Annotated in this window: 27 protein-coding genes and 1 pseudogene; 26 read left to right on the top strand and 2 right to left on the bottom strand. The window is 42.1% G+C overall.

Translation table 11 applies throughout. The features are described 5' to 3' along the window. Positions 1–66: 66 nt before the first annotated feature. From eno to T359_RS0103220, 13 genes and pseudogenes are all read left to right on the top strand, one after another. A pseudogene (eno, locus tag T359_RS19155) lies at positions 67–903 on the top strand (phosphopyruvate hydratase); the annotation flags it as partial. A gap of 31 nt (positions 904–934) precedes the next feature. Then, complete coding sequence (locus tag T359_RS0103275; RefSeq protein WP_026516238.1) at positions 935–1,357, top strand: flavodoxin; 423 nt, start codon at positions 935–937, stop codon at positions 1,355–1,357. Between the two features lie 264 nt (positions 1,358–1,621). Beyond that, the gene (locus T359_RS0103270; RefSeq protein WP_026516237.1) at positions 1,622–2,566 is read left to right on the top strand and encodes a helix-turn-helix domain-containing protein; all 945 of its coding nucleotides are present in this window, start codon (positions 1,622–1,624) and stop codon (positions 2,564–2,566) included. Between the two features lie 104 nt (positions 2,567–2,670). Next, complete coding sequence (locus tag T359_RS0103265; RefSeq protein WP_242839033.1) at positions 2,671–3,276, top strand: MptD family putative ECF transporter S component; 606 nt, start codon at positions 2,671–2,673, stop codon at positions 3,274–3,276. After that, positions 3,276–4,010, top strand: a complete 735-nt coding sequence (locus tag T359_RS0103260) for an energy-coupling factor transporter transmembrane component T (protein WP_026516235.1) — start codon at positions 3,276–3,278, stop codon at positions 4,008–4,010. The genes T359_RS0103265 and T359_RS0103260 overlap by 1 nt, the downstream gene beginning before the upstream one ends. Further along, positions 4,007–5,461: an ABC transporter ATP-binding protein gene (locus T359_RS0103255; RefSeq protein ID WP_026516234.1), complete on the top strand. Its 1,455-nt coding sequence runs from the start codon at positions 4,007–4,009 to the stop codon at positions 5,459–5,461. The genes T359_RS0103260 and T359_RS0103255 overlap by 4 nt, the downstream gene beginning before the upstream one ends. Further along, the gene (locus T359_RS0103250) at positions 5,424–7,223 is read left to right on the top strand and encodes an ABC transporter ATP-binding protein (protein WP_035783503.1); all 1,800 of its coding nucleotides are present in this window, start codon (positions 5,424–5,426) and stop codon (positions 7,221–7,223) included. Before T359_RS0103255 ends, T359_RS0103250 begins: the two co-directional genes overlap by 38 nt. Further along, positions 7,201–8,934: an ABC transporter ATP-binding protein gene (locus T359_RS0103245; protein ID WP_026516232.1), complete on the top strand. Its 1,734-nt coding sequence runs from the start codon at positions 7,201–7,203 to the stop codon at positions 8,932–8,934. Before T359_RS0103250 ends, T359_RS0103245 begins: the two co-directional genes overlap by 23 nt. A gap of 185 nt (positions 8,935–9,119) precedes the next feature. Further along, a complete protein-coding gene (locus T359_RS0103240; RefSeq protein ID WP_026516231.1) occupies positions 9,120–9,335 on the top strand; it encodes a FeoA family protein in 216 nt (71 codons plus the stop codon). A gap of 61 nt (positions 9,336–9,396) precedes the next feature. After that, positions 9,397–11,388: a ferrous iron transporter B gene (feoB, locus tag T359_RS0103235; RefSeq protein ID WP_026516230.1), complete on the top strand. Its 1,992-nt coding sequence runs from the start codon at positions 9,397–9,399 to the stop codon at positions 11,386–11,388. Between the two features lie 30 nt (positions 11,389–11,418). Further along, complete coding sequence (locus T359_RS22065; RefSeq protein ID WP_081795343.1) at positions 11,419–11,571, top strand: FeoB-associated Cys-rich membrane protein; 153 nt, start codon at positions 11,419–11,421, stop codon at positions 11,569–11,571. A gap of 74 nt (positions 11,572–11,645) precedes the next feature. Beyond that, positions 11,646–11,879 carry a Fur family transcriptional regulator gene (locus tag T359_RS0103225; protein WP_026516229.1) on the top strand — a complete coding sequence of 78 codons (234 nt, stop codon included), beginning with the start codon at positions 11,646–11,648 and terminating at the stop codon, positions 11,877–11,879. A 13-nt stretch (positions 11,880–11,892) separates the two neighbouring features. Further along, positions 11,893–12,258, top strand: coding sequence for a heavy-metal-associated domain-containing protein (locus tag T359_RS0103220; RefSeq protein ID WP_026516228.1), 366 nt, complete (start codon positions 11,893–11,895; stop codon positions 12,256–12,258). A gap of 91 nt (positions 12,259–12,349) precedes the next feature. On the opposite strand, the gene T359_RS0103215 is transcribed toward T359_RS0103220, so the two are convergent. Continuing rightward, positions 12,350–13,009 carry a Crp/Fnr family transcriptional regulator gene (locus T359_RS0103215; protein ID WP_026516227.1) on the bottom strand — a complete coding sequence of 220 codons (660 nt, stop codon included), beginning with the start codon at positions 13,007–13,009 and terminating at the stop codon, positions 12,350–12,352. Positions 13,010–13,116: 107 nt separating this feature from the next. Here T359_RS0103215 and T359_RS0103210 point away from each other — a divergent pair, with 107 nt between their 5' ends. The 5 genes from T359_RS0103210 (at position 13,117) to T359_RS0103185 (ending at position 18,371) form a co-directional block, all read left to right on the top strand. Then, complete coding sequence (locus T359_RS0103210; RefSeq protein WP_026516226.1) at positions 13,117–13,806, top strand: ATP-binding protein; 690 nt, start codon at positions 13,117–13,119, stop codon at positions 13,804–13,806. Between the two features lie 112 nt (positions 13,807–13,918). Next, a complete protein-coding gene (locus T359_RS0103200) occupies positions 13,919–14,575 on the top strand; it encodes a hypothetical protein (protein WP_026516225.1) in 657 nt (218 codons plus the stop codon). Between the two features lie 99 nt (positions 14,576–14,674). Then, a complete protein-coding gene (locus tag T359_RS0103195) occupies positions 14,675–14,884 on the top strand; it encodes an FMN-binding protein (protein ID WP_242839032.1) in 210 nt (69 codons plus the stop codon). An 81-nt stretch (positions 14,885–14,965) separates the two neighbouring features. Further along, positions 14,966–15,670, top strand: a complete 705-nt coding sequence (locus tag T359_RS0103190; protein WP_026516223.1) for an ABC transporter ATP-binding protein — start codon at positions 14,966–14,968, stop codon at positions 15,668–15,670. Between the two features lie 13 nt (positions 15,671–15,683). Further along, positions 15,684–18,371, top strand: coding sequence for an ABC transporter permease (locus T359_RS0103185; protein ID WP_035783501.1), 2,688 nt, complete (start codon positions 15,684–15,686; stop codon positions 18,369–18,371). A 64-nt stretch (positions 18,372–18,435) separates the two neighbouring features. Here the strand turns inward: T359_RS0103185 and T359_RS19150 are convergent, their stop codons facing one another. Next, positions 18,436–18,996 carry a DUF3793 family protein gene (locus T359_RS19150; RefSeq protein WP_035783499.1) on the bottom strand — a complete coding sequence of 187 codons (561 nt, stop codon included), beginning with the start codon at positions 18,994–18,996 and terminating at the stop codon, positions 18,436–18,438. A 192-nt stretch (positions 18,997–19,188) separates the two neighbouring features. Between T359_RS19150 and T359_RS0103175 the strand changes: the two genes are divergently transcribed. From T359_RS0103175 to T359_RS0103140, 8 genes are all read left to right on the top strand, one after another. After that, the gene (locus T359_RS0103175; protein ID WP_026516221.1) at positions 19,189–19,725 is read left to right on the top strand and encodes a PadR family transcriptional regulator; all 537 of its coding nucleotides are present in this window, start codon (positions 19,189–19,191) and stop codon (positions 19,723–19,725) included. Next, positions 19,722–20,207 carry a flavodoxin family protein gene (locus T359_RS0103170; RefSeq protein WP_026516220.1) on the top strand — a complete coding sequence of 162 codons (486 nt, stop codon included), beginning with the start codon at positions 19,722–19,724 and terminating at the stop codon, positions 20,205–20,207. The genes T359_RS0103175 and T359_RS0103170 overlap by 4 nt, the downstream gene beginning before the upstream one ends. Positions 20,208–20,320: 113 nt before the next feature. Then, the gene (locus T359_RS0103165; RefSeq protein WP_026516219.1) at positions 20,321–21,052 is read left to right on the top strand and encodes a 4Fe-4S binding protein; all 732 of its coding nucleotides are present in this window, start codon (positions 20,321–20,323) and stop codon (positions 21,050–21,052) included. Positions 21,053–21,200: 148 nt separating this feature from the next. Next, positions 21,201–21,665: a GNAT family N-acetyltransferase gene (locus T359_RS19145; RefSeq protein ID WP_330370126.1), complete on the top strand. Its 465-nt coding sequence runs from the start codon at positions 21,201–21,203 to the stop codon at positions 21,663–21,665. Continuing rightward, complete coding sequence (locus T359_RS0103155) at positions 21,662–22,528, top strand: GNAT family N-acetyltransferase (RefSeq protein WP_026516217.1); 867 nt, start codon at positions 21,662–21,664, stop codon at positions 22,526–22,528. Before T359_RS19145 ends, T359_RS0103155 begins: the two co-directional genes overlap by 4 nt. Positions 22,529–22,530: 2 nt before the next feature. Further along, on the top strand, positions 22,531–22,953 hold the full coding sequence (locus T359_RS0103150) for a YjdF family protein (protein ID WP_442856199.1): 423 nt from the start codon (positions 22,531–22,533) through the stop codon (positions 22,951–22,953). 33 nt (positions 22,954–22,986) lie between these two features. Next, entirely contained in the window at positions 22,987–23,511 is a 525-nt protein-coding gene (locus T359_RS0103145) for a hypothetical protein (protein ID WP_026516215.1), read from the top strand. 31 nt (positions 23,512–23,542) lie between these two features. Then, positions 23,543–23,875 carry a DUF3795 domain-containing protein gene (locus tag T359_RS0103140; RefSeq protein WP_026516214.1) on the top strand — a complete coding sequence of 111 codons (333 nt, stop codon included), beginning with the start codon at positions 23,543–23,545 and terminating at the stop codon, positions 23,873–23,875. Positions 23,876–23,900 lie beyond the last annotated feature (25 nt).

The raw sequence follows: 23,900 nt of genomic DNA, 5'->3' as shown, positions 1-23,900 counted from the left end.
TGTTAAGCTTTCATGTGTTAGCAATTGCTAACTTGAGTAAATCATGTGAAAGCCCCGGAGCAGCCAGGAGCCCATGCAACCAACACAGTAGATACCCAGGAGTTTATGATCATGCCTGTCGGGGCGCCTTCTTTCAAAGAAGCACTCAGATGGTGTGCTGAGGTTTTCCATGCACTTGCAAAGCTCCTTAAGAGTAAAGGCCTTGCCACATCTGTTGGTGACGAGGGTGGTTTTGCCCCCAACCTTAAAAGTGATGAGGAGACAATTGAGACAATCCTTGCTGCAGTCAAGGATGCAGGATATGAGCCCGGAAAAGACTTCATGATCGCAATGGATGCTGCGTCATCAGAGTGGAAGAGTGAAAAGGGGAAAGGCTTCTATAAGCAGCCCAAGTCAGGAAAAGAGTTTACATCAGATGAACTTATTGCTCACTGGGAATCTCTTGTTGACAAGTATCCTATCATTTCCATCGAGGATGGCCTTGATGAAGAGGACTGGGATGGCTGGAAGCGCATGACAGAGAAAATCGGCCATAAGGTTCAGCTTGTTGGCGACGATCTTTTTGTTACAAATACGGAGCGTCTTGCAAAGGGAATCGAGAATGGAGCAGCCAATTCAATCCTTATTAAGCTTAATCAGATTGGTTCAGTTTCAGAGACCCTTGAAGCGATAAAACTGGCAAACAAAAATGGATACACTGCAATTTCATCACACAGATCAGGTGAGACAGCCGATACAACCATCGCAGATCTGGCAGTGGCACTTAATACAAGGCAGATAAAGACAGGAGCACCCTCACGTTCAGAGCGTGTAGCTAAATACAACCAGCTTCTTCGTATTGAAGAAGAGCTTGGGGAAGCAGCAAGATATCCCGGTATGAAGGCATTTAATGTAAAAAAGTAATGCAAAACAACCTAAAGGAGGAAAAATCAGTATGAGTAAAGTAGCAGTTGTATATTGGAGCGGAACAGGAAACACAGAGGCTATGGCAAGTGCCGTTGCAGATGGTGCAAAGGGAGCAGGAGCAGAAGTTACACTCTTTAATCCGTCAGAATTCGGAGCAGACAAGGTTTCCGGATTTGACAGCATTGCCTTTGGATGTCCCGCAATGGGAGCTGAGGTTTTGGAGGAAAGTGAGTTTGATCCTATGTTTACAGCAGTAGAGGGGGCACTTTCAGGAAAGAAGATAGGCCTGTTTGGTTCTTATGGCTGGGGAGATGGCCAGTGGATGAGAGACTGGGAAGACAGATGCAAGGGCGATGGAGCTGTACTTGCATCAGACAGTGTGATCGCAAACAATGCACCGGATGATTCTGCGCTTGATGAGTGCAGATCACTTGGAATGGCACTTGCATAAAGAGCATCCACGAAATTTATATCAGCACTACAAAAGGCGGGGAAGGGTAATCTACTCTTTCTTGCCTTTTCTTAATGTGCTTGCTTTTGGTTAGCTATTGCTAACGAGATTATAGCGTAATATAATCTTGTTAGCAAAAGATAAATGAAAAGAAGGAACGTACAACGAAATACTTAACTATATTTCTGAATAACAATATGAAGACTGCCGGTAAAATAGTAGTGGGGAGAGATTCCATATGTATGATCTGATCAGGGAGACTGCATGAAAAACTATATAAATACAATGGAATGTGCAAAAGGCGGCAAGATGAAGTGGGCCATCATAAATGACAATCTTCATGTTGGCTATATTGATATCTGTTCTCAGAACCTTCCTGAAGCTGTTTTTAAATCTTCGTCCCTTAAGGAGAATAGTGTAGTGCCAATTAAGATAAACTACTGTTTTCACGGAAGATGTGAAGTGATGCTAAACTGTGGTGTGACTACGTTTGTTGTGGGAAACGAGTTTGCTCTGGATTATGGCACATCTGGAAATGGAGAGGCTGCATTTTTTTACCCATCCTCCGAGTATGAAGGTGTTGAGCTGATACTGTACCCTTCAGTGGAACTTGAAAAAGAACTGTCGGCCTGGGGAGGGGACAAGGTTATACAGGATATTATGAACAAGTTCAAAGACAAGGATATTCCTATTATAACTCCAGTAGATACAAAGCTGCTAAGGTGCATGGAAGACATAAGGGATGAACTTGTGAATTTCACGGATATCAATCTTCTGAAAGCGGATGTTATAAAAACGGTTTTGTTGTTAAAAGGGATATCTTTTGAGGTGAACAACAGAAGAACCTATTACACAAGATCTCAGGTGGATATAGCCAAAAAGACCTTTGATATCATAACCGGCGATCTGTCAAAAAGGTACTCAGCCGCTGAACTTGCCAGTTATTTTGGCGTAAGCGAATCGTCGCTTAAGAACTATTTCAGGGCTGTTTTTGGAAGAGGCTATAAAGAAATGATAGGCGAAATAAGAATGCAGAAGGCGGCCGAGCTTATCATGGAAGGAGAAAAGAGTATGGGGGAAATCGCAGAATTCGTTGGTTATCAGAATCAGTCCAGATTCTCTGAAGCTTTCTTTAAATATCACAAAATGCTCCCGATGGAATACAAAAGAATAAAATACATTGCTAAAAAGGATAAAAATGCTGTTTGAGCGTTGAAAAAATCCGTATGAGTAAATACAATCTTATATTGGTGTTAGCATAGACTAACTATTGCATATAATATCATAAGCCTCTTAGGCAGAAGGAGAATAGTATGGATGGAGTAATGACGAGAAAAAAGACAACTGAAAAGCTTGGAGGAAAGGATCTTATAAATATCGGTATCTATGCAGCGATATATTGTGTGATTATGACTGCTATTTCGATGCTTGGGTTTATACCGATCATGATGCCGATGCTTTCAGTTTTGTGTCCTCTGATCGGTGGGATAACAATGATGCTTTTTTATACGAAGGTTAAAAAGTTTGGGATGATAACAATAATCACAATAATTATCGGGGCTTTTCTTTGGGTGACAGGAATGGGTTACTGGCCGTTTATCTTTGGGATCGTTTGCGGAGTTATTGCTGACCTTGTAGCCAAAATGGGAAATTATTCAAGTAAGAAGATGACAGCCCTGAGCCATGGAATCATGAACATTACAATCTTTGGTTGTTTCCTGCCTTTATACCTGGACATAAATGGCTATTTTTCAACAAGAACATCCTTTGGAAGTGAATATGTAGAGGCTCTTACCAAAATATTCAGACCATGGACAGCTCCCATAATATTGGCATGCTCATTTGTGTTTGGAATTCTTGGAGCGCTTCTTGGTATGTACTTTTTAAAGAAACACTTTGAAAAAGCAGGGATTGTTTGATGAATAATGATACTTATAATCCGAAAAAGGTGGACCGGGGAATTATTTTGGACCCAAGGACAAAACTGCTTTATCTGATTACCATAACGACTTTTGCCCTTGGAGGTGCCGGAGGGAAGAGATGTGAAATACTCATACCTGTGCTATGCATGGTACCGTTTTTGCTTCTGCTTAGTGCAAAGAGGTTTAGGACAGCTTTAGTTGGAATAATCTTATTTGCCGGTTCCAGTGTGCTTTTGGAATATGCAAATGCGTTGAGCATGGGGGGCCTTTTGTATTATCTCATTCTAGGCTCCTGCGGAATCCTCGGAAGATTTTTACCCGTCGTAATGATGGGAAGATATCTCATGGAATCCTCGACAGTCAGCGAGTTTACAAAAGCCATGAAAAAACTCCATGTAAGCGACAAAGTGATCATCCCTTTATCTGTTATGTTCAGGTTTTTCCCAACTGTGATTGATGAGGCAGAGTCAATCAGTGCTGCCATGAAGATGAGAGGGATAAGTCTTGGTGGGAAGCACGCTTCCAGGATCATAGAATACAGAATGGTCCCTCTTATGACTTGCTGTGTAAATATTGGAGAAGAGTTATCTGCGGCAGCTCTTACAAGGGGACTTGGTGGTGATGTAGATAGAACAAATATCTGCAAAATAGGATTTCATGTACAGGATTATGTTTCGATTATACTATGCCTTGTTCCCTGGGCACTTTTGATTATGGATGTGATCATATGATTGAGTTTAAAAATGTGAGTTTTAATTATGCAAGGTCGGATGAGGCTTCTGTAAAAGACATTACTCTGACTATAAATAACGGAGAAACCGTCCTGTTATGCGGTGAATCAGGCTGCGGAAAAACCACACTTATGAGACTGATTAACGGACTGATTCCTCACTTTTATGAGGGGTATATGTCTGGAACTGTTCATGTGGATGGGATGAATGTTTCAGAGGCTGAATTGTATGAGACAGCAGTGAAAGTTGGATCTGTATTTCAGAATCCCAGAAGCCAGTTCTTTTGTGTGGACAGTACTAGTGAGCTGGCATTCGGACCGGAAAACATGGGATTTCCGGAAGCTGAGATATTATCAAGAATTGATAAGACTGTTTCATCCATGGGAATCAGATCGCTGATGGACAGAAGTATTTTTGATATGTCAGGAGGAGAGAAGCAGAAGATAGCCTGTGCTTCCGTGGATACGTTGAATCCGCAGGTGTGTGTCATTGATGAACCATCGTCAAACTTGAGTTTGGAGGCTATTGAAGATTTAAAGCACACTATATCGGAATGGAAAAAAGAAGGTAAGACTATAGTTATTGCAGAACACCGGATGTATTGGCTTAAAGAGATTTGCGACAGGGTGATATGTCTAAAAAATGGGAAGATCCTTTTTGACGTATCAATGAAGGAATTTAGAACTTACAAAGATGAAAGGCTGAGGGAACATGGCCTTAGGTCAGTCAATGAAGATCTGTCAATGATTCCGATGCGGGCTGAACCTGAGGAAAATGGTGTCATTACGCTTGAGAAGTTTTCATATAGCTACAAAAAATACGACGCTCTGCATATTGACAGACTTAATATTCCCCGGGGAGAAGTGATTGCAGTAGTTGGACCAAATGGCGCAGGTAAATCGACTTTTTCAAAATGTATCTGTGGTCTCATGAAGGGATTTAAGGGCAGTGCTTCAATCGATGGCAAGAGATACAGGAGCAGAAAGCTTCTGGATAGATCATATATGGTCATGCAGGATGTGAACCACCAGCTTTTCTGCGAAACAGTAATGGAAGAAGCCACTCTTGGAATGAATGATGAAAATGAAACAGTAGCTCGGGAAGTGTTAGATAAGCTTGGCTTAAGTGAATTCTCTGAGCGTCATCCCATGAGCCTTTCCGGAGGACAAAAGCAGAGGGTGGCCGTGGCCAGCGCAATACTTTCCGATAAAGATATCATCCTGTTTGATGAACCGACCAGCGGGCTTGACTATTGCAACATGGAAAAGGTTGCAGAGCTGATAAGGTCGCTGAGAGGTAGCAAGACCGTTTTTGTCGTAACTCATGATCCGGATCTTATAAGGCGCTGCGCTACGTGCGTGCTTCGTCTTGAGAAGGGGCATGTGGCTGAATTTAATAGAGGTGGAGAGAATTATGGAGAAGAAGAAAAGTGTTATAACACAGCTGTTTGATTACGCAGGTAATCACAAGTATTTTACTATCAGTTCATGGATATTGGCCGCAATAAGTGCATTGATTGCATTGGTGCCATTTTATTACATCTGGCAAATTATCAAAGAGGTGGTGGAGGTCAGACCTGATTTTTCCAAGGCAACTCATATTGTGAGTTACGGTTGGAGTGCTGTGGGAATGAGCCTTCTTGCAATGCTCATCTATATTGCAGCTCTTATGTGTTCTCATGTTGCAGCCTTCAGAGTTCAGGTAAATATGAGAAAAGCCATGATGGAGCATGTCATGAAGCTTCCGATGGGATACATCGAATCTGAGGGAAGCGGTAAGATCAGAAAGATCGTGGCTGAGTCAAGTGCGGCTACAGAGACTTTCCTTGCTCACAGTCTTCCGGATAAGGCGGTAAGCTACGCCACACCGGTGGGGCTTATTGCAATGCTTCTCATCTTTGACTGGAAGATTGGGCTTATCTGTCTTATTCCTGCAGTTTTGGCATTTCTGATGATGGGAGGAATGATGGGGGAAAAGATGCAAAATGACATGAAGGAATACCAGAATGCTCTGGATGAGATGTCTGCTGAGGCGGTTGAGTATGTCAGGGGGATTCCGGTAGTAAAGACCTTTGGCCAGTCTGTCTTTTCTTTTAAAAGGTTCAAAGAAGCCATTGATAAATATGAGAAGTGGACCATCACCTATACAATCGGCATGAGAATGCCAATGATAGGGTTCACCACAGCGGCCAATGCGGTATTTGCAGCTTTGGTGGCCTGTAGCTTTATTTTTGCAAGAAATGCTGTTACAGATACGTTCTTATATAATATTCTCTTTTACATCATCATCACACCGATACTTACAGTTACGCTCATGAAGGTAGCCTATGCCGGTGAGAGTCAGATGGTGGTAAAAGATGCACTGAACAGAATGTATACTCTGCTGGATGTGGAGCCCTTAAAAGAGACAGAGAATCCGCAGCAGCCTAAGGACAGCAGTATTCAGATCAATAATATCGTGTTCACCTATGACGAAAAGAAAGCTAATGCCATCGACGGCATTAGTCTTGATATTAAGCCCGGAGAACATATCGCCTTTGTTGGGCCTTCCGGTGGCGGTAAGACAACCCTTGCTTCTCTCATTGCCAGGTTCTGGGATGTTAAGCAAGGGAGCATAAAGATCGGCGGAGTGGATGTAAGAGATATTTCCTCAGCGGATCTTATGAGAAATGTATCCTATGTTTTCCAGGACAGCAAACTTCTTAAGATGTCTATCCTCGATAATGTCAGAATGGGAAAGCCTGATGCCACAGAGGCTGAGGTCATTCAGGCCCTTAAGGATGCCATGTGCTGGGATATCATTGAAAAGCTCCCTGATGGCATTAACACAATGATAGGAAGCAAAGGAACCTATGTGTCCGGCGGAGAGGCTCAGCGAATTTCCATCGCAAGGGCTTTCCTAAAGAATGCTCCGATTCTTATCTTGGACGAGGCCACAGCTTTTGCGGATCCAGACAACGAGATCATGGTTCAGAAGGCCTTCGCAAATCTTTCCAAGGACAAGACTGTAATCATGATAGCGCACCGTCTTTCTACTGTTGTGGATGCGGATAAGATCTGCGTACTTTCCGGAGGAAAGATCGTGGAAAGTGGAAAGCATGATGCCCTCCTTGCAAAAGGCGGCATCTATGACCACATGTGGAAAGAATACAGGAAATCAGTTAATTGGAAAATGGGAAGGGAGCAGAATGATGATAGAAAAGTTACAGCATAAATACGCGCTCTCTGAGCAGGGAGCAAAAGATATGGTAAAGGCTTTCGGAGCCTGTACCTTGGCAAATCTGGCACAGATGATGCCTGTGGGAATTCTTTTCATGATGACAGGAGACCTTTTAAACGGAGCGCTTCCGAGAAACCATGTTCTCATATTCATTGTGGGATCTGTTATCTGTCTTTTACTTATAGCACTCACAGAATATCTTCAGTACAACGCCACATTCTTTTCCACCTACGTTGAAAGTGGCGTGAGAAGGCGCTCACTCGCTGAGAAGCTCAGAAAGATTCCGCTCTCATTCTTTGGGAAAAAAGATCTCGCGGACCTGACAAACACTATCATGGCGGATTGCGCTATGTTGGAAACAGCATCTTCGCACTGGCTGCCGGAGCTTGTTGGTGCATTTATCTCAACTACAATAGTGGTCATAAGTCTTTTCTTTTTTGATGCCAGAATGGCCCTGGCTGCGGTATGGGTGTTGCCTGTAGCCTTTGTGATTGTGTTCACATCAAGATATGTTATGCATACCGTTAACAGAAGAGGAAGCAGATACAAGGTTGCATGTCTTGATGGAATCCAGGAAGCGCTGGAAACTGTAAGAGATTTAAAGGCTTATAACGCCCAGGACGTATATATGGTGGGGCTTAATAAGAAGATTAAGGCAGTTGAATCCCACAACATTTTCTCGGAGTTTTTGAATGCAGCTTTCGTATGCAGTGCTCAGATGATCCTCAAGTTTGGAATCGGAACCGTGGCTGTCGTGGGGGCATCACTTCTTTTGAAGAATGAGATAAATATAGTCACATTCTTTATGTACCTGTTGGTGGTCTCCAGGATGTATGAGCCACTGCAGATAGCACTTCAGAACTTCTCGGCTCTTATAGCGACAGATACTCAGTGTGAGAGAATGGATGAGATACTGTCTCACTATGAGCAGACCGGAAGCGAGGAGCTGACAAACAAGAACTACGATATTGAATTTAAGAATGTGCGGTTTTCTTACGAGGACGGAGAGATAGTACTAAAGGATGTTAGTTTTGTGGCCAAGCAGGGGGAGGTCACAGCACTCATCGGACCTTCTGGCGGTGGAAAGACAACAGTTTCAAGGCTTGCAGCAAGATTCTGGGATATTGAAAAGGGACTCATTACGGTGGGTGGCATGGACATTTCTAAGATTGATCCTGAAAAGCTCCTTTCCATGTATTCGATCGTTTTTCAGGATGTAACGCTGTTCAATAATACGGTTCTCGAGAACATCAGAATCGGCAAAAAAGAGGCAACAGATGAAGAAGTTAAGGCCGCAGCGAAACTTGCCCATTGCGATGAGTTTGTTGATAAGCTTCCTGATGGCTATAACACGCTGATAGGTGAAAATGGTTCTGAGCTCTCTGGTGGTGAACGCCAGAGAATATCCATAGCAAGAGCCTTCCTTAAGGATGCGCCTATTATCCTTATGGATGAAGCAACAGCATCTCTGGATGTAGATAACGAATCTGTTATACAGGAAGCTATAAGCGATCTTATAAAGGACAAAACAGTTCTTATAATTGCTCATCGCATGCGTACTGTAGATGGTGCAGACAAGATAGTGGTTCTTAAGAATGGCAAGGTTGCTGAATCGGATACTCCTGCAAAGCTAAAGGAATCAAACGGAATCTATAGCCATATGATTTCTGTGCAGATGCAGACAGAAAACTGGAAGATGGCATAAATAATAAGACCGGACCCAAAGTTTACCAATTTAATTGTGCGAAACCAGAAAAAATCTGGGTTTTTTAGAAAAATCTTATTGACAATTATTGTTGATAAGAATATCCTATGAATTGAAGTTAGCATATGCTAATATATGTAATACAATGCTAACAACACTTGAACAAATAGGAGAGAAAAATGTCTATGTCACTTAATGAAGCAGCCCTGGGTACAGAATATACAATCGAAAATGTCGCAACTGGAGGAGATGAGGAGATGGAGAGCTTTCTCTTTTCACTTGGTTGCTATAGTGGAGAGAAGATCACAGTTGTAGACAAAAAGAGAAATTTGGTAGTCGCTATTAAGGATGCAAGATACAATATTGACCCTGAGTTAGCAGATGCTATCAAGATTCAGTAAGATTCAAAGACACATTTAAAGGTGTTTTGAATGATATAGAAACTTTTAGGAGGATGAAAAAATGAGAATCGCTATGGCGGGTAATCCCAACAGCGGCAAAACAACCATGTACAACGCCTTAACCGGTAGATCTGAAAAGATCGGTAACTGGGCCGGCGTTACTGTTGACAAGAAAGAGAGTGCTATCAAAAAGAGCTACTATGATGGCGACAAGGAGCTGATCGCAGTAGATCTTCCCGGAGCATATTCAATGTCTCCATTCACATCAGAGGAGAGCATCACAAGCGGATATGTTAAGAATGAGCATCCTGATGCTATCATCAACATCGTGGATGCAACTAATCTTAGCAGAAGCCTCTTTTTCACAACACAGCTTCTTGAACTTGGGGTTCCTGTAGTTGTTGCTCTTAACAAGAACGACGCCAATGACAAGAAGGGCAACCAGATTGATGAGAAGCTCCTTTCAGAAAAGCTTGGATGTCCTGTAATCAAGACTGTAGCTACTTCTGAGACAGGCCTTAAGGAAGTTGTTAAGGCAGCTGCAGAGCTTGAGGGCAAGGGTCAGAAAGAACCTTATGTTCAGGGCAATGTGGATCTTACCAGCAAGGCTGAGGTTGAGGCTGCTGACAGAAAGCGATTCGAGTTTGTTAATAAGATCGTAAGCGAAGTAGAGAACCGTAAGGTATTCACCAAGGACAAGAACTTTGGCGATACGATTGATAACGTGATTACACATCCTATTCTTGGTATCGTGATCTTTGCGGCCATCATGTGGCTGGTATTCTATATCTCACAGACAACAGTTGGAACATGGCTTGCAGATATCCTTGCAGGCTGGATTGAATCCTTCCAGGGAATGGTTGGAGATGCTATGGCAGATGCCAACCCACTCCTTTATGCTCTGCTTGTTGATGGTATTATCGGTGGTGTAGGTGCCGTCGTTGGTTTCCTTCCACTGGTTATGGTTATGTACTTCCTCATCGCTCTTTTAGAGGACTGCGGATATATGGCAAGAGCAACAGTTGTTCTTGACCCTATCTTTAAGAGGGTTGGTCTTTCAGGTAAGTCAGTTATCCCTATGATTATTGGTACCGGTTGCGGAATCCCGGCTATCATGGCCTGCAGAACTATCAGGAATGAGAGAGAGAGACGTGCAACAGCCATGCTTGCAACCTTTATGCCATGTGGAGCCAAGCTTCCTGTAATAGCTCTTTTCGCCGGAGCATTCTTCCCGGAGTCAAGATGGGTCAGCTTCATCTGCTACATGGGTGGTATCCTTCTGATCCTCCTTGGAGCACTTCTTATCAAGGCTATCACTGGTATGAAGTACAGAAAGAGCTTCTTCATCATTGAGCTTCCTGAGTACAAAGTTCCAAGCCTTTCATTTGCTCTTAAGTCAATGCTTGAAAGAGGTAAGGCATATATTGTCAAGGCCGGAACAGTTATCCTTGTATGTAATACAGTTGTACAGATCATGCAGACCTTCGACTTTAGCTTCCAGCCGGTTGAAGAGGGAATGGAGAGCACATCAATCCTTGCAGGAGTTGCAGGACCATTTGCATACCTTCTCGTACCAGTGGTTGGCATTGTAAGCTGGCAGCTTGCAGCAGCAGCTATTACTGGCTTTATCGCAAAAGAGAACGTTGTTGGAACTATCGCAACAGTATTTGCAATCTCCAACCTCATCGATACAGAGGAACTTGAGCTTATCGGTGAAGGAAACGCAGTAGCAGCAGTAATGGGAATCACCAAGGTTGCAGCCCTTGCATACCTTATGTTCAATCTCTACACACCACCTTGCTTTGCGGCTCTTGGAGCTATGAATTCCGAGATGAAGTCAGCTAAGTGGCTGTGGGGTGCTATTGGACTTCAGCTTGCAACAGGCTTTACAGTTGGATTCCTTGTATATCAGATCGGAACCCTTATCACAACAGGTTCTTTTGGAGCAGGTTTTGTATACGGACTTATCGCGATTGCGGTTTTTGCAGCAGTTATTGTATACTTGATCCAGAAAAACCAGAAAGCGATGGCTCTGGAGTACAAGCTGGACTGATCTGTTTTATAAAAAGAAAGTGTAAGTAAAATGGCAGATTTTATTGCAATTGTAATTATCGTAATGATTCTTGGACTTGCGATCAGGTATATCTATAAGGAAAAGAAAAAAGGTGTACACTGCATCGGATGTCCGTCAGCAGGAGCCTGTCACAAGGCTACCTGCTCATGTAAAGACAAATGATGAAATAAAGCCCGTCCCAAAAACGGGCTTTATTTTTAGGGGACAGTTAGCTGAGACTAACGGAGAATAAGATTATGAGCAACGAACAGATTATCACAGCATTGAAAAGCAGCGGAATGCGCATAACAAAACAAAGAAGACTGGTAGCAGATGTAATTGCAGAAAGCGATGGGGCCTCATGTAAGGATATTTGCTGTAATGTAAAAAAGAAAGATGATTCAATAGGTACTGCCACAGTCTACCGTATGATCAGGGTTCTGGAGGAAATTGGCGTGATAGACAGGATTGACATAGTCAAACTTAAATGAGGTAGATTAAGATATGACAAATGTGATTGTTATTATAATTTTAATGATAGTGATCATAATGGCCACAAAAGGCGCAGCAAAGCACCTTATGGGACAGGGAAGCTGCTGCGGAGGTGGATCATCTACAGTTAAGGAACCGGACAAGAAGCTTTCCGGTCCTATAGTTAAGACCATGGCCTTTAAGATTGACGGGATGCACTGTGAGAATTGCAGTAACCGTGTAAAAAGAGCTATCAACAGAATCGACGGAGTATCAGCCAAGCTGAATTTACGGAAGAAGGAAGCTGTGGTCGAGTATGATAGGGAAGTGGATGATGCCACGATTATAAGGGCTATAGAGACTTTGGATTACAAAGTTATATCTGTGATAAAGAAATAAAGAAAACCTCGTAGTTGCCGCTACGAGTGAGAATTTTTATCAACAAAGTGGTGGGGTATGAAAACTTTTCTGAGCAAATTAGATATGTTGGCTAATCAGCCTTAAAAAGTCTGAAATGACTTTTCCTATACTCTATAAGCCCTTCATCTTGCATGCGTGAGAGTTCTTTTGACATATTGGTGCGCTCAAGGTTCAGATAATCAGCAAGCTGTTGTCTGTTGAATGGAATATCAAATTCTCTGGAGTCAGACTGCAGTGCAATGGCATTGAGATATGACAGGAGGCGTCCGCGGCAGCTCTTGGAAGAAGTATAAAAGCTTCGTCCGGAGAGGATAAGGTTCTTTTGTGATGAGATGATAAGTATATTTTTAAGGAGCTTTTCTTTCCAGGGAGAGCTCTTTTTGCTATCTTCGAGAAGGTTCTTTATATTGCAAAAGAGAATACGGCTTTCCTCATTTGCTCTGACATCCACCAAAAGGACTTCGCCAAGAAGAGCGTATGTCTCGGCAAAGAATTGGTTCTTTCCAACATGGCTTAATACAGTACGGTTGCCCCAGATGTCGTTGCTTTCAACAGTAACACTACCAGAAAGCACCATGCCTATTTGGGAAGTCTGTTCTCCGGCGTGGAGAATCACATCGTCTTTTCGGAATCTCTTTTCCTTTGCATCCAGGAAGTCAAGGCACGAGGATAGCTCTTTTGTTGTCATTCCCTGGAACAATCTGCTTTTTTCTATACCTTCAAGATTCATAAAAAATTTCTCCTGAAATGTGGTTTAAACAACATACATGTTATGGATAGTATATTATACTGACAGCATCAGAACAAGGTTAAAGCTAAGAACAGAGAGGTTTAAAGATGGTAAGAAAGATAATAAAGATCGACGAAGAAAAGTGCAATGGCTGTGGTATTTGTGCCAGTGCATGCCACGAAGGGGCTATTGATATTGTGAACGGAAAAGCAAAGCTGGTAAGAGAGAACTTTTGCGATGGATTTGGCGATTGTTTACCGGGATGTCCTATGGGAGCGATCTCTTTTGAAGAAAGGGAAGCGCCTGCTTATGATGAAGCAGCAGTAAAGGAAGCGCATGGATGCCCGGGATCAAGGTTTATGCAGCTTCAGAGTGCTTCTCAGGGCAACGACGATTTCGGGCAGGACATGATTTCAAGAATGAGCACTCATCCATCAAGATTAATGCAATGGCCATGTCAGATAAAACTTCTTCCAACACAGGCTGATTTCTTTAATGGAGCCAAGCTCCTCATTGCAGCTGACTGCACAGCATACGCCTATGCAAACATGCACGAAGAGTTCATGAATGGGAAGGTTACAATGATAGGATGCCCAAAGCTGGATGATGGCGACTACACAGAAAAGCTGACAGAAATCATATCAAATAACGATATCACCAGCGTGACCATAGTAAGGATGGAGGTTCCATGCTGCGGAGGACTCCAGAGGGCCGCAGAGAATGCTATAAAGAACAGTGGAAAGTTCCTTCCCTGGCAGGTTTTAACTATCTCTCGTAACGGAGAGGTACTTGATTAAATTTCCCAACAAACAGTCAGATGACTTTTTTTTGAAATCGGATATAGTAGATGATAAATATCAGAAATTGTCAGAGAAGGCCAGTATTCATACATGGTAGAGGAGGTATTATTTGAAAAAAGCAATTCGCAGTATTTTCATTTTTTTAACGCTGATTATTGTTGTGCTGGTGGGACTTTTGATAAAGCTACGGATTCAGACAGATAGAATTCTAACTGAATATTCGTCTATAAATAAAGATGATAAATATAGCACTCCGGTATATGTTGATGGAGTAAAGGTAATAATTCAGGATGTTTCCTGTGGTTATGCCTGTATTGAGATGTTTTCTGCATGGAATAAGGGGCATCTGACAGAAGAGGATCTGTACAATGAATATGGCAAGGTCATAACCTCAACAGGAGATAAGTTTTGCGAAGAAATGAACAAGCGCTTTCCGGAGTATACTACGTCTATCCATAAATACATGACAAATACGGAACTGATAGATGTAGCTTATGAAAACCTGGCAAGAGGAATACCTGTGCCATTTGAGTGGGCAGCTAAGTATGGTGATGTGTGGACGCTACATTATTCGCTGCTTATAGGAATGGATATTCCAAATAACAAAATTACTGTAGCCAATCCATATGGCTACATTGAGGAGATATCCATTGAGGAGTTTTTAAAGCGAACCAGTTTCGAAGCCTATGAGAATATGCCTTTTTATTTTAAATTGGCATTTGCTGTAGGTGTGTTTGAGAAGAATACAATCTTTACTGTCCACTGATTGAACGAGAACTAAAATTGGAAGAAACCCTACCAAGGCATTAAATAATAAATGGTGTTTTGCTACACCAGCGTTGCCACAATCGGAACGTCATATATTATGAGACAGGCAACTAACCAGGGAAAAGAACCGGTGCAAGATTTTCCGGATGACGCGGATTATTATGATGTTGATAGTGACGGAGCATCTATGATACAGAAAATGCTTGAGTCACAGGGGACAGATGTTGATACTGTTTCGGGGGCGACCTATTCCTCTGAGGGAATTATAGATGCAGTGAATGCAGCGCTTTCAGAGGCCACATCGTAATGGCGTGGTTACCTATTGCTAACTTCTTTATAGCGTACTATAATTTTGTTAGCAATGGACAACTTAAAATGAGGAGTAGTTATGAAAGAATTTCTTGAGATTAAAGACCTGAAAAAGAGCTTTGGCAGTGGTGAAGCCAGGCAGGATGTCCTTAGAGGCATGAATTTCACCGTTAAAAAAGGAGAGTTCTGTGTTCTCCTTGGTCCTTCCGGTTCCGGAAAGTCTACGCTGCTTAATATCATAGGTGGAATCGATACTCCTGATGAAGGTTATGTGAGCATAAATGGCGACAAACTGGAAGAGATGAATGAGAAGGAGCTTACTCTGTACAGACGTAAGCATTTGGGCTATGTTTTCCAGATGTATAACCTTATCCCTAACCTCAATGTTAAGGAAAACATCGAAGTAGGAGCATATCTATCGGATAATCCCCTGGACGTGGAAGAAGTACTGACAACTCTAGGACTCCAGGATCACAAATATAAGTATCCCAATCAGTTATCCGGGGGACAGCAACAGAGAGTTTCAATAGGCAGAGCTGTAGTCAAGAATCCGGATATTCTTATGTGCGACGAACCAACAGGCGCTCTGGATTATAAGACGTCAAAAGAGATTCTGGCCCTCATCGAGGACTGCAACAAAAAGTACGGCAACACCGTTATCATGGTTACTCACAACGAAGCAATCAGGAATATGGCTGACCATGTCATCAAACTTAGAGATGGGGTGGTGCGTCACAACGACATAAATGAAAACAAGATGACTGCAATGGATCTTGAATGGTAAGGAGGGCAGAGCAATGAGAAATCCCCTTATCAAGAGAATTCCAAGAGAGCTTAAATCCGACTGGCATAAGTATCTGGTAATCATCCTCTTCATGGTCATCATGATCGGTGTCATCTCAGGTATGTATGTGGGCCACGACAGTATGCTGGCTGCGGTCTATGACGGAAGAGAGTCATTGAACCTGGAGGATGGAAGTTTCGAGCTGTCAAAGAAGGCAAATGCCGAACTCCTTGATGGTATCAGCTCCGGAGAAAAAGCCGACGTCAAGGCCTATTACATCAACAAAGGCAATAAGGAAGCCGACGAAGAAGTTGCGAAGGCCATCGACGAAAAGCTAAATGAACAGGTGACAGAGGCCATAGAAGCAGGTGTTCGCACACAGTGCGCAGCTTATGGGATAACAGATGAAAAGACCATACAGGAACAGATAGATAAGGCTATCGAAGATTCTTTTGACGAAGCATTGGAAAAGGCAAAAGAGACAGAGGAGTACAAGAAGGCTGTCGAGGATGCCTACAACGAAGCCCACGAGGAGGTCATCAAAAAAGTTGATGAAGAGTGGGATGAAGTGGCTGAAAGATATAACCTGAATGACGATATCACTCCTGCGACCGTAAGGATCTACGAACATTTCTACAGAGAAGAAGCCGAAGACAATAACAACGATGGCGTTGAAGACGCCACAGTAAGAATCTACAAGAGCGACTCCGAGATTGACAAAGCCTCTTTTAATGAGGGCAGAGCTCCGGAAAAAGATAACGAAATTGCCATCGACAGAATGCATGCCGATAACGTGGGTATTAAACTTGGAGATACCATCACAGTAGGCGGAAAAGAATTTGAGGTTGTGGGCCTTATTTCTTATGTGAACTACCTGACTCTCCATGCCTCTAACACGGACCTGATGTTTGATGCTTTCGGATTCGATGTGGGAATGGTGACTTCCGAAGCCTTTAACCGGCTGAGGGCAAGAGTTCACTACAGCTACGCATACAAATATGTAAATGCACCACAGACAAAGGTTGAACAGGCAGATTATTCCGAGAGCTTCCTTAAATCTCTTATCACGCAGACCCTTGTACACGACAACGAGATAGAGGATTACCTTCCTGAGTATCTTCGCCAGGCCAGCAATTTTGCTATATCAGATATCGAGGGAGACTCTTCCGCTACCAGTATTTTGTGCTACATCCTTATCGGTGTTATTGCCCTTATTTTTGCTATTATCATCAGCAATACCATCGACAAGGAGGCTTCAGTTATAGGGACTCTTCGGGCTTCAGGCTACAGCAGATCGGAGCTGGTGGTTCATTACATGTCTATGCCGGTAATTGTGACGCTACTGGGGGCGATAATTGGAAATGTCCTTGGCTATACTGTGTTTAACAAGCTGGCAGTTTATCTATATTACAACAGCTACAGCCTTCCCACATGTCATGTGATATGGAGCGACGCAGCTCTTGTAAAGACTACTATAATCCCGCTACTTTTAATGTTCTTTATAAATCTGTTTGTAATAGTAAAAAAGCTACAGCTGAGTCCACTGCGGTTCTTAAGACATGACCTTGTAAAAACCAGAAGGGCAAAGGCCATGAGGCTGCCAAGATGGTCGTTCCTTAGAAGATTCAGACTGAGAATTCTTTTCCAGAATATGCCCAATTACCTGGTTCTGATATTTGGTGTTGTATTCATCGAACTGATGCTATGCTTTGCCTTTGGCCTTCCGGATTCCCTTAAGCACTATGCAAAGGAAGCTCATAACATGATGTTCGCTGATTATCAGTACATGCTTATGGACTATCTGGATGAAGACGGAAATGTCATTGAAACTTCTGAGAAGTCCGCTGAGCGTTTCAGTACCACTGAGCTTTTGTATCCCAAGAAAAAGAGCACCATGCGTACAGGAATGGGAAGTGGCGGTGATGAAAGTGTTACAGTTTATGGAATAGCAAAAGATAGTTCTTTCATCACTTTGGAAAAAAACACAGCTCATGGAGTGTATATTTCAAGCGCTTTTGCCAAGAAGTTTGAAATCTCGGAAGGTGACACGATCACTCTGAATGCTGAATATGAGAATAAATCCTATACCTTTGATGTGATTGGAATAACTGATTATGATGGCGGAATCGCAGCTTTTTTAAATGTTGAAGATTTTAACGAGACTTTTGGGAAAAAAGCTGAGGAATTCTCAGGATATTTCTCAAGAAATGAGATTACTGATATAGATGAGCAGTACATTGCCACAGTTATTACCTCGGAGGCCATCACAAAGGTGACAAATCAGCTGATGCACTCCATGGGCAAATTTATGGATGTGTTCAAATATGCGCTGATAGTTCTTTCCGCGTCTTTGATATATCTTTTGGCCAAGATCATCATAGAGCGAAACGAAAATTCAATCTCTATGGTTAAGATCCTTGGCTTTAAGAATAGTGAGATTGGAGCGCTGTATATTGTTCCTACAGCCATAGTGGTAGTGCTTTTTTCAATCATCAGTTTTTTCATTGGATACAGACTCATGATCTGGATTTTCCATGCATTCCTGATGCAGATGGATGGTTATTTTGCATTCTTCATGAGCAGGGAGTCAATGGTGATGTCAGTGGTCTATATGCTGATAGGATATGCATTTGTATCACTGGTTGACTTTAGAAGAATTAAACGGATACCACTGGACGTTGCACTTAAGAACATTGAGTAAATGACCTAGGGGGACGGGGTTCATGGATCCTAAAATGGTCCATGAACCCCGTCCCCCCGGTCCATTATGATACCCTCGATTTTACAATCATCTGTGATAAGTGTCTGCCGCGAGACAGGCACTTTTTGTATACTTCGGTACACTTTCTGTAGCTTGAAAAAGTCTTTTCAGCCTTCTCTTTGTCACCATAAACCTTCCAATATCCTACGCATTTAACGCCTTTCCTTGTGTCCTCCATAAATCCTCTGACGTCAATAGGAGGATATCCCAGGAAAAGTCCTATCTCATGGGGAAAAGATCCATCATGATGAATATGATGGATAAGGCGCACAATATCGCTTTCTATGGACTTGCAGCTGTATCCTTTCTTAAGAAGGATCTCTTTTGCCTCGGAAGAGGAGAGATCTGCCTTCAGCTTGTCAGGACGGTAGAGATAAATCAGGACATTTTTCTCGGATATACGAAGGGGAATGGCCCTAAGTCCCTTGCCGGTAAGGCAATGGTTAAGGTCACAAAGTTCCTGCTTTATGTCAGATATCAGATTCCTGTCTATGGTAAATATATTTCCTGTTTTTAACCCGGCCAGGGTGGGTGAACAGTTTTCAATTATTATATTGTCAGGCACGAATAAGTCCTCCGCTAAATACAATTTAGTTAGCAATCGCTAACCGAATTATAGCGTAAAATAATCTTGTTAGCAATAGATAACTGGACTGTTGACAGAAAAATTTAAAAGGTCCATAATATATCAAAATGTTATATATCGAATTGATATATTATACGGAAAAGTATTAAAATATAGTTGGAGGTGGAAATAATGGCCAAAGACAGAAAGATAGACATGGTGATACTGGGATTATTATCCCACGATGACCTGACCGGATATGATATTAAAAAGCAGATTGACGGAAGCATAAGATTCTTTTGGAAAGGGAGTTTTGGCAGCATTTATCCTGCTCTTTCGGAGTTGGAAAAAGAAGGCAGTATTAAGCGCCTTAAGAATAATGATAATGGCGGCCGGGAGAAGATCAGATACAGTATCACCCCTCAGGGGAAAGAGATACTAAGAGCCTGGGTAAGAGATGAGAAGGCCAGTAACGATCTGAAATATGAGACTTTAATGAAGCTGTTTTTCGGAGGAGTGGAAAGCAAAGAGACATCCCTTCGGAATATCGAATTGTTCGAAGAGCAGATAAAGGCAGATCTCAAGGTATTGCAGGTATACAAGGCCAACCTGGAGAAGGCCCTTGATGAAGAAGACCACGTGTATTTCTATCTTACGATACTGTTTGGAATTGATACTTATGAGGCTTATTTAAAGTGGTGCAATAAAGCAAGAAAGGTGTTGGCATGAAAAGTATAATTGTTTATTTCTCATTGGAAGGTAACACAGAGTATATAGCAGATGAACTGACGAAGGCGCTTTCAGCGGATAAATTAAAGCTTGTGCCAAAGAAAGCATATTCCACCAGTGGATTCTCCAAGTTTTTCTGGGGCGGAAAAAGTGCTGTTATGGCAGAGAAGCCTGAGCTTGAGCCCTATGATGTGGACTTGTCGGCGTATGATCAGGTTGTTTTCGGATTCCCTGTATGGGCCGGAACCTTCACTCCGCCGCTTCGAACCTTTATTTTGGAGAACAAAGAGGGACTAAAGAATAAAAAGATAGCCGCATTCGCCTGCCAGAGCGGAGCCGGAGCAGAAAGGGCTTTTGCTAAGCTCGGAGAATGCATTGGAATTGACAGCTTTGCAGCCACTGCAATTTTCATAGATCCGAAGGACAAGCCTTCAGAAGAAAATACCCATAAAATCGGCGATTTTTGCAAAAACTTACAGTAAAATAGAACGATATTCTATTCCTTTATTATCCAAATGAGGACTAACCCAGGAGGAAGATAAAGAATGATAAATGGTTTTGATTTTATATTTGAATATATATGAGGGAGTAATCAATGAAACGTCAGCAAATAAGAAGAACGATTATTTTCATATCATTCCTGCTGTTTCCAATAACAGCGTGGTACTTTTCACCATACCTGATAATAATGGCAGCATCAGAACATATCATGAACGGAAGCTTTATAGTCTTTATGAGCTTGCTTATTTTTTCGGTGTTCTTTGGACGTGCCTTTTGCGGATATCTCTGTCCTGCAGGAGGGCTACAGGAATGTGTAGCAAGATGCAATGATAAGTCCGCGAAGCAGGGCTGGAGGAATAAGATTAAATACGTTATCTGGATACTGTGGATCTCCGCTATAGTTGTGACTTTCATCCTCGGGAAAAACCATGTAACCATAGATCCGTTTTTCATGACAGATCACGGTATTTCAGTGACAGAAATACATAACTATATTATCTATTACGGAGTACTTCTGATATTGGTTCTTCCGTCACTGATACACGGTAGAAGAGCGACTTGTCATTATTTATGCTGGATGGCTCCATTTATGGTTATTGGGAGCAGTATTGGGCGTTTTCTTCATGTCCCCCAGCTTCATGTTGAAGCATCCGCAGAGGACTGCATTTCATGTAACAGGTGTTCAAGGGCTTGTCCAATGGGGCTTGACGTCGCACATATGGCAAAGGAAGGCAGCAATTCAAAGTGCACCGAGTGCATATTGTGCGGAGCTTGTGTTGATGAATGTCCGAAAAAAGTTCTAAAATACTGTTGGAGGTGGAAATAATGGCCGAAGACAGAAAGATAATCAAGCGAGTTTTGAAAAAGACTTAGTAGTGTAAAACAGACCTATATCCGTGTAAAGGGAGGTCTGTTTTTGGTTATAAGATAATATGGAATCAAGAGAAAAAAGGCATTTAGGATAGGAATGGAAAATGATGATTGAATCACGAAGAATAAGAATTTATCCTGCTAGTAGAGATCAGATGGAAAGAATAATCAAAGTGGAAAAAGATGATGAGCTCAAGAAGGCATATGGTGAGATGCTGGAGGGGTGTATTACGCATCCGGATCAGTGGGACTGGTACGCCATGTGGTTGATTGAGAAGACAGACGGAACACATATCGGAGATCTGTGTTTCAAGGGGCTTGAGGAGAAAAATCCTGAAATCGGATACGGAATTTTAGATGATTTTCAGGGACATGGCTATGCAACAGAGGCTGTGAGTCTGGCAATAAAATGGGCATTTGAACATCCGGAAATAGTGGCTGTTGAGGCAGAGACAGATCCTGACAATGCTGCGTCGCAAAGAGTGCTGATGAAATGTGGATTTGTAGCTAATGGAGAAATTGGAGAAGAGGGACCCAGGTTTATTGTTTATAAGGAGCAGGGCAAATGAATTTCAAGAAATATGCAGATAATGATTATGAGGTAGTATGTGATTTTGTTATAGAACTAAATGCTAGGGATACAAGCTATATTAATTGGAACTGGGCGAGATTTGAGTGGATGTATGAGCATCCGGAATTCAATAAGGATTTGATTGAGTCCATTGGGCTTTGGCTTGATGATGGTAACGTTGTTGGTGCAGCAATCTATGATATGTATTTCGGTGAGGGATTTTGTGGAGTCTTACCTGAGTATAAGCAGTTATATCCTGAAATATTAGATTATGCCTGCACTAATCCCATGGATGATTCTGGATTTTCCCTTGCAGTCTGCGATGACAACACAGATGAAATAGATTTGGTCTTAAACAAGGGCTTTATCAGGAATGAGCAAACAGAAAATATCATGGAGCTGGACCTGGAAAGGGAATTTGGAGCTCCTTTGCCAGAGGGCCTTAAGTTTGTGAACCCGAATCCTGTTAAGGATATTTATGAGCTGTCATGGCTTTTTTGGCAAGGGTTTGATCACGGAGAAGATAAACAAAAGTTTGAAAAAGAAGGGATCGCTACCCCAAGGGCGCGTAGGCACTTTAACAGGGATATCTGTGTGGCTGCATGCAATGAGGAGGGAGAACTCATTTCCATATGCGGTCTATGGTATAACCCCAAGACGGACTACGTGTATGTAGAGCCTGTCTGTACTATCCCAAGCTATAGGGGAAGAGGAATAGCTAAGGCTGTAATTCATGAAGCGCTGAGTAGGGCAAAGAGGTTAGGTGCTAAGAGAGCTTTTGTAATATCAGACATGGATTTCTATTCCAGACTTGGATTCAGAAACAAATACCACTACATGTTTTATCAGAGCAGAAATTGATTATGTTAATTGAACAATTGAGTGGCAGATTAATAGTATATTTTGATGATCCTTTCTGGGTTGGAGTTTTTGAACGCATAGAAAATGGGAAATTGTCTGTGGCAAAAGTAACTTTTGGAGCAGAGCCCAAGGATTATGAGATTCAGGAATTTATTATCCGAAAATATTATCGGCTGAAGTTTAGTCCTGCTGTAGATACAGTGGTCAAGGAAGGAAAAAGGAATCCTAAGAGATTACAACGTGATGCAAAGAAAATGGTCTTAGAAAAAGGTATTGGCACAAAATCTCAACAGGCGATAAAGCTATTGCAGGAGCAGAATAAACTTGAGCGCAAGGTCAAAAGCCGGGAACAGAAAGAGGCAGAGGAGTTAAGACTTTTTGAACTAAAGCAGCAGAAAAAGAAAGAGAAGCACAAAGGACATTGATGGATAATGTAAGACCAGAAGGAGATAAAATTTATGAATATCTACAAAGATTGGGAGGCTACTTTGAGCAAACGAACGAGGCAATATCTTGGCTTATTTGTGGCGATAATTTCATACTATATAATCCACGAAGGTGCTCATCTGGCATACGCGCTGATTACTGGAGTGTTTAAACAGGTTAATGTAATAGGGCTTGGTGTTCAGATAGACGTATGTGCTGAAAAGATGACAGACAATCAGATGGGGTTTTTTTGTCTCGTGGGATCCCTTGCTACGCTTATAGCCGGATATATTCTTGTGGGGATAATAAACGTTTTGATCAAATCGACCTCAGATATATTTAAGGCATGCATGTACTATGTGACGATAATTATGCTGTTTATGGATCCACTGTATTTATGTATTCTCTGCTCTTTTTTTGGTGGAGGGGATATGAATGGGATATCTCTTATCATTCCTGAAATTGCCGCAAGAGTAATATATGGAATCCTGTTTGTTGTTAATGCAGTGATTTTTATCAAAGTGGTTTTGCCAAAATATAAGATGGCTTTTAAATAGAACAATTTTGATTGTGTAGGAGGTTAAGAAAGTGAATAAGTATATTGCATATTGTGGACTAAACTGTGAAGCATGTGAAGCACGTATTGCAACAGTTAATAATGATGATAAACTGCGTGAAAAAGTTGCAATGGAATGGTCAGAAATGAATAAAGCTGATATTACACCGGAAATGATTAACTGTGCGGGATGCAGAATCGCCGGTGTTAAATTTCCCTATTGCGATTCAATGTGCACAATCCGTCAATGCGCTATGAGAAATGATTACGAAACCTGTGGAGCTTGTCAGGATGTGAAGAGCTGCGACAAAGTGTCTATGATCATCGTGAATAATGAAGAAGCGCACCGAAATTTGAATCTTTAACAAGGTGTACTGGTTCTTATTAGTT

The organism is Butyrivibrio sp. MC2021, assembly GCF_000621605.1.
In the GTDB taxonomy this organism is placed as follows: Bacteria; Bacillota; Clostridia; order Lachnospirales; family Lachnospiraceae; genus Butyrivibrio.
Note: the sequence above shows the minus strand (reverse complement) of the source record. Positions and strands in the feature narration are given on the sequence as shown.